Here is a 6858-nt window from a genome sequence, read left to right as displayed (position 1 = left end):
TTACAAAAATTTTTGGCTGCCAAAATGAATACTTCGCTCTTTATATCCTAAAGACAACATCAAATATGCAGCCGACATTGCGTCAAGTGCATCATCATGGGTTTTGTTATCCCCTTTATAAGCGTAAATATCATTAAATACAGAAGAACTGCTGTACTTTGCAATATAAAGTTTCTTGTAAGTAAACGGTGTGATTAACGATGCTATTCTACTAAATTTATTGGACTTTGGTTTAACCGGTACAATTCTAAAATAATGGCCCATATTGTTTCTAAGAGTCATATATTCACGAGTCAATGCCCCCGCACCTTTAGTATTGTCCCTATCTTCTAAGTAAAGTGTATTTACATTGAAATTTTCTAAAACAGTCTTGACCATATTCATAATATAAGGATCATTTACTGGTCTTTGGTCTTGAAATACAAATGCGTAATATTTATCATCAACCCTCTCCATAACACATAAAGCGGTATTATCCCCTCCAACACTAAATGCTGGATCCAAATATGCTATAGGGCTGCTAAACACATAATCTTGGGTAATATTAATTTGTGTAAAAATTGAATCGGTGCTTGCTATCCATTCTCCTAGTAAAACCCTTGCCTTGTACGTTGGGATATCTTTATAGAGTTTCTCTTGAGTTTCGATAAATCCTTTACTAAGAAGTACATTATCGTAAGTTGTAAAATTATATGTTTTAAAAGTCGCTGTATTATCAATATAATCAGTTTTAAAATAGTGTTCCGGATGATCGGGATTAGTATCAAAAATAATAGTCTCTTGTCCGCATCTGAGTCTTTTTAGCACTTCTTCTAAAGTTTGTTTGTGTAAAGTAGTGGCCTCATTAACAAAAACAAGCGCTGAATTACTTCCTCTAAACCTTTCAAAATCACTTGCCTTATCCCCGCCATATAAATTAATACGAAGTGAATCTATCAGTATATATGAATTATTTGTATGTCTTGGAATATAAGGAATTTTAAGAAGTTTACATATCTTCTCAAATTGCCCCAAAACATTAACTTCAACTGAACGTTGAGAATTTCCTATAATGAAATTATTAGTATCACTAGAGTATAGCTTTTTATTTGCAATTAAACTTTTAATAAACAGATAACATGCAAGATATGTTTTACCGCTAGCAATACCACCACTAAATATAATCTTCTTTTCATTGTTCTTTTGAATGCTTTTTATCACATTCTTTTGCTTTACGGTTAAATATTCTTCTTCAAACTGATCAAAATTGATTGAAGAGTTTGTTACCTTTACAAACTGCGATATATCAACTCCAAACTGATTTTTATATTGCTTTTGAAGTGTTGTAAAAAGTTTTGTTTGATATAAGTTCACTTGTGTCCTTTACTACTTTTGTAGTTACTTTTGCTCTCAACTTCATGAGCAGCAGCAAGTCTTTTCATACATTCATAGTAAAGCTCCATTTCCCTTATTGAGCACTCCTTTATTAGATCATCAAGTTCATCTTTTAAAGAATTAATTTCTTCAGTAATACATTTTGCATTTTTTTTGTTACATTGTTTATTTAAAGATTCAATTTTAAATCTTAAATCATCTATTTTTGAAAACATACTAGCAAGTTCAATGCTAGAATATTGCTTAAATGCACGTATAAATCCCAATTCTAAATTAGAGCGCTCTAAATCTAATTCGCCCTTAGCTTTTTTAGCCTTAACTTCTGATTTAAAAGTTTGTGCTACAAGGTGTTCAAAAGTATCTTCACTAATTGTTACTCTAGAATCTTCGTTAACAGAAGTTTCCCCACTCGCCCATTTTTGTCTCATTCTCCATACATTTACTCTAGAAACTCCGAGTCTAGTCGCTATTTCTCCATCATTTAATGAGCCTTCTCTAAAATATGCAACATAATCATCAAAAGACCTTTTAACTCTTTTCAAAAGCATTACCCTAAAGTAACAAAATTAACAAATTGTTACTCTAAATAGTAAAGCAATTTAATAAATTGTTAACATAAACTGATAACTTCTTGATATCTATTGAGGAGTATTTAATATTTATTGGATTTTATTGATTAAAAATATCAGTTTATTAAAGTTAATTTTCCATTTTCATCAGGTCCATAGATTTCTATTATTTCTATATTAATAAGGCCTTCTTGAACTTCAAGAAACTTTAGTTTTAATAAATATTGTGAATTTTTTTTAAGTTTATTAATAATATTCTTAATATCTTTGCTTTTATGGTTTCTAACCTTAAAAATAACTCCGTTTTCAGGTTTTTCACCCTTAAATACAGCTTCTCCACTAAGATTTCTAATAAGAGAATCATTTCTAAATTTTAAATTTGGGGCTTCAATCTTATAAAAATATCCTTCAAAATAAATTATGTCATTGTTTTTAATGTCGCCTTTCTCTTCAAAAGAAGAACGAATACTTTGTACAGAAAATGGATTGTTTTTAACGCGTCCATAAGATTTCTTATATTCCATTTTCTTTTTCTTAACTTTATTTTCAATTATTTTTAAACTTTCTTGTTGAAATTTATATTGTTTAATACTTTGATTGTCAACTTTAACGAAATCATATGCGGGCACATGATCTATATAATCCATATTTCTATATTTCAAATATATATAACCATATTTATCAAAATCTTTCGTGACAAGTTCATGATTTTGGAAAATCCTAATAATAGTTTGCCTTTCAAATAAATAAAGATCTGTATAATACATATTATGTCGATATTCTTTGGCAAATTCATCTAAATTAAATTTGTAAATTTTAGATATGCTGCCTATATAGTATCCATACTCTTCTTCGGATAAATCTTTTTTGGTCAATTCCTCTTTCAATTTGTAGTCTTCTGTGATTGATTTAACTGGCTCTTCTTCAAATATCAATGATAATAAAAAACATGATTGAAATAATATTATTATAGGAATAAAAAAGTATAAATTAAATTTTGTTTGATAAGTTGGTTTAAATGCAATAAAACAACTTATTTTTTGGTAATTTACGCTTTTGAAAACCATTTTTATTCTTTTTTATCTTCTCTAAAATCTTCTATACTATTGTTAAGTTCTTCTTCAATCTTTTTAAGTGCACCCTCTATTATTCCACTTGACATATCACTAGTATCAGTACTACCAGAATAACTTACATTTAAACCCAATTCTTTAGCGTCCTTAAAAGCTTGTTGCCCAACAGTGCCTTGATTCCCAGCTCGTTGACCATAAGTTGCTCCGGTTGCAGTATTAACTTGACTTTTATACCCTTCAAATTTCTTTTGAGCATCTTCTAAAGCTTTTTTTCTTTTCTCTTTTTTCTCTTTTAATTCTTTTTTAGATTTCTCTAATTCTTCTTTTAATTCTTTTTCTAATTCTGCTTTTTTGTCTTTTAATGTCTCTAATTCTTTTTCATAATCAGAATATGTCCCAAGAGTAGTTTTATCACCATCAGCTCCCTCTATTTTCTTCTTTAATTCTTCTATTTTTTTCTTCAAAGCCTCTACTTCTTGATTTTCATTATTAACATCTTGGGCTACTTGTTCTTGAACTTTCGCTTTTGGCTCATCAGCTTGCATCAATTCTTCTTTAACTTTTGAAGAAACTTCTGATCCGAAGTTTTTAAGCCCTTCAGTCAACTCTTCTTTTTTTGCCTCCAAAAATCCCTTGACTTTTTGTTCTACACCTTGTTTAATTCCATTAACTTGTTCTTCTACACCTTGTTTTAAATCTGCATAATTCTTGCAAGAACTTATCAGTGCAAAAACAACACAAATAATAAACATTCCTATCTTTTTATTCATAAGTTACTCCTACTCCATAAATCTCAAAGATAATGCAACCCCCCAATAAATACAATTTTTTACGGTTTTAAATAATTAATTTTGTTACATTTTGAATTACATAGTAACAAAACTCAAATGTAATTTTAATCAAACTTAGAAAATATCTCCATTGCAAATGTCAAACTCATTACAGAAGACCACAAAATGCATACAAATTAAATTTCAGAGTCTTTGCTATATATCAGTTAAAGTATAGTATCTTTCTTATCCGCACCCCTTAGAAATTGCCATTTCTGTTTATTACAGCTACTCTAAATTCCAAATTTCGCATGCAATGAGAAGCACTAAAATTTGACTAAAATTTTACGTTTTTGGTAAAATGTAAAATGTAATTTTTATCTATTTTTATTACTTTTATTTAATTTAAAAGTAACACTTTTAAGGAGTAGATTTTATGGACATCAATAATTATCTTAATTTAAATAACGGTGATACAGATTTTATCCTCAACCTACTAAAAAATTATCAAAATCTACTAAATGAAAATAAAATTCTTAAAAATTCTCTAAAAAATTCATCTAAAACCAAAAAAGAAAATCTAAAACCCAGTCCTAAGTTTTATATAACTCCAAAAACTAAAAACCTAATTGAAAAATGTATCAAACAACTAAAACAAATTGATCCAATATCTGGGTGGTTTGTATATTTGCTTTTAATAACTGGGTGCAGAGGCACTGAACTTCAAAAAGTAAAAATGCAAGATATTACTACTCTGCCCAGCGAAACTGGTGAAATTCTTTACAATATAAAAGTAAATGTAGCAAAAAAAAGAAGTGTCGCTTGTATTAGAGAAATTGTCATCAGCTCTAAAGAGTACAACGCTATTCAAACAGTACACAAAAATCATTTTGAAGATAAAAATCTTGATACAAGGCGTACTTATCTTTTTCAAAAAACCAAACACAAGTTTAAAGACAATCAAATTAGCATTATCAATATTTCTAGAAAATTCAAAAATCTTCTTAAAAGATCGGGCTTTAAAGTAAATAAATCACTTCATTTATGTAGAAATTTATTTATTTCAAATTTAAAAGCCAATGGTTATAATTCTTTTCAAATTAAAGAACTTATGAAATACTCTTCAACCCATGAAATTGATAATATCTACGGACTATCTTCTGCAAACAAAATTCAAGCTTATAAATTTATCAAAAATAGCTTAAAGCTATAGTGCAACTACTACTTAAACTTAAAGATACGTTTTGAAGTTACCTTAAATTCTTTTCCACGAGGCTTTAAATCAAGTGAATCATATAATATCTCTTGCTCTTTCGTAGCAATAAAGTGAAATCCAGCAACTCCTTTAATTTTAACTTCACTTATTTCAAATTCATTTGCGGTTCCAAAATAACGAAAAGTTTCATATCTTGCGCTACTTCTAATTCCGTAGTAATTTAGTATCATACAAGGATCTTTAATAAAACAATTACTCCTAATATATCCAAGTCCTAAAAATCTGTAATACGATGCATTTATATCAAAAACATCAAATTCAAGTTTCTTAAATAAACTTGTGTAGTAATGCAGACATAAGAAATAGCACCCCCACTTTTGTATCTCTGTGAGTAACCCCTTATTACTTTGTTTTATTTTACTAATAATCATTGATCAACCTCCAATGTTAAATATTTTTTTTTAACTCTTTAGTATCCCCATTCAAAAGGGGACACTATTTGCATACGCTATATTGTTTGGTAAGAATATCTTATTACTTGTTGTTAAAAATTCAGTAAATCTATCTGATATTGCCCTTTTCTTAGGATCATAATTGAACACAAATTCTTTAAATCTGTAATTCATATGATGAATTAGTGGATATTTATCCAAAATATTATCAATTTTAATTTTGAGCAGATTTTTTATAGGTTTTTCTCTTTTTCTATTTTCATTTTGAATTTTATTTAACTCTGCTTTTAGCTTGTCAATCTCAATAAGATTCTCCTCAAGATTTATAGCAGCCTGCTCGGTTTTAATCTCAAGGTCTATACACTCAACATACTCTACAAATTCTTTTACCCAATCAAACTCAGTCCCAGATTGATAAAAATCACTCTTTACTACCAACTCCTCAATCTCTTCAACAAGATTAATAAACGTTTCATTATCATGATCACTTGCGATTAATAAATTAATCCCATGGTTTTTAGCAATTTCGTTTCTTATATTGAAAACTTCACGCTCACATTTTTGAACAAATTCTAAAACTTTTGTTATTAAAGAGTCATTTCTTTGTATCTTACAATTAACTGGTGCAGCATCTATCAAGAAGAATAAATTACAATACTCAAGTCCGGTACATGCTAGCTGTATTTGTGCCTGCACATAGTATTTGAAAAAATACTTACTACTTAAGAAATTGCCATTTTTATTGTACTCCGCTATAGCGCTACTCATATAATTAGAGTCACTACTCTTAATCTCTAAAAGTTCTTTATTACCTTCCTTATTCATAAACCAGCCATCAATTGTTGAGCCTACTAAATTTTCTGAACCATTTATTTTTTTGGAATAATTATATTTATCAACACCGTTGGCATATTTGTTTTTGTATAGTACATCAATATCATCACCATGTGCCTTAACAAATTCTCTAAATCCTAAATTTTCTAACTCTTTGCCCTTTAACATGTATAAATTCTCTTCAAAAGGTATACTCATGCCAAAATATTTAAGCACTCGATTTATCATTAAGTCTTTAAGTCCAGCTCCACCAATTAGAACAGTACCCACTTCACTAGCACCGTATTTATCAAGCTTGTTTCTTTGCACGCTAAAATCAAGATTTCTATTAAATTTAAAACACTCTTGCTTACTAATTCCTGGTAATTTTTTACCTATCTTGCTCAATTTACTTTTTTCTTTAACAACAATATTTGATTTTTCTTCAAACACTTCACATCCAATAAAACTTTGTTGATCAAAATTCATCATTTTAGATACTCCATTATTTTGCATATCTTGATTATTAAAATTATTATTTGTTAGTGACATAATCGTCAACCTCCTGTGATATTTGGTTAATAATAATTA

Annotated in this window: 7 protein-coding genes; 1 reads left to right on the top strand and 6 read right to left on the bottom strand. The window is 28.5% G+C overall.

Going from position 1 to position 6858, the window contains the following annotated elements; all coding sequences use genetic code 11:
- The 4 genes from QIA27_RS06370 to QIA27_RS06355 all read right to left on the bottom strand — a co-directional run bounded on the left by QIA27_RS06370 (nt 1) and on the right by QIA27_RS06355 (nt 3786).
- The gene (locus QIA27_RS06370) at nt 1-1353 is read right to left on the bottom strand and encodes a PBSX family phage terminase large subunit (RefSeq protein ID WP_418906405.1); all 1353 of its coding nucleotides are present in this window, start codon (nt 1351-1353) and stop codon (nt 1-3) included.
- On the bottom strand, nt 1350-1916 hold the full coding sequence (locus tag QIA27_RS06365; protein ID WP_418906346.1) for a DUF603 domain-containing protein: 567 nt from the start codon (nt 1914-1916) through the stop codon (nt 1350-1352). Before QIA27_RS06365 ends, QIA27_RS06370 begins: the two co-directional genes overlap by 4 nt.
- Nucleotides 1917-2059: 143 nt before the next feature.
- Entirely contained in the window at nt 2060-3010 is a 951-nt protein-coding gene (locus QIA27_RS06360; protein ID WP_418906404.1) for a hypothetical protein, read from the bottom strand.
- A gap of 2 nt (nt 3011-3012) precedes the next feature.
- On the bottom strand, nt 3013-3786 hold the full coding sequence (locus QIA27_RS06355; protein WP_418906403.1) for a hypothetical protein: 774 nt from the start codon (nt 3784-3786) through the stop codon (nt 3013-3015).
- A gap of 436 nt (nt 3787-4222) precedes the next feature.
- Here QIA27_RS06355 and QIA27_RS06350 point away from each other — a divergent pair, with 436 nt between their 5' ends.
- Nucleotides 4223-4999: a site-specific integrase gene (locus tag QIA27_RS06350; RefSeq protein ID WP_418906402.1), complete on the top strand. Its 777-nt coding sequence runs from the start codon at nt 4223-4225 to the stop codon at nt 4997-4999.
- Between the two features lie 8 nt (nt 5000-5007).
- On the opposite strand, the gene QIA27_RS06345 is transcribed toward QIA27_RS06350, so the two are convergent.
- Together QIA27_RS06345 and QIA27_RS06340 are read right to left on the bottom strand one after the other, a co-directional pair.
- Entirely contained in the window at nt 5008-5433 is a 426-nt protein-coding gene (locus tag QIA27_RS06345; protein ID WP_418906401.1) for a DUF261 domain-containing protein, read from the bottom strand.
- 51 nt (nt 5434-5484) lie between these two features.
- Nucleotides 5485-6822, bottom strand: a complete 1338-nt coding sequence (locus QIA27_RS06340; protein WP_418906415.1) for a DUF244 domain-containing protein — start codon at nt 6820-6822, stop codon at nt 5485-5487.
- Nucleotides 6823-6858: the final 36 nt, after the last annotated feature.

This window comes from [Borrelia] tanukii (assembly GCF_030439725.2).
Taxonomy (GTDB): Bacteria; Spirochaetota; Spirochaetia; order Borreliales; family Borreliaceae; genus Borreliella; species Borreliella tanukii.
This window is presented reverse-complemented; position numbering and strand designations above follow the sequence as displayed.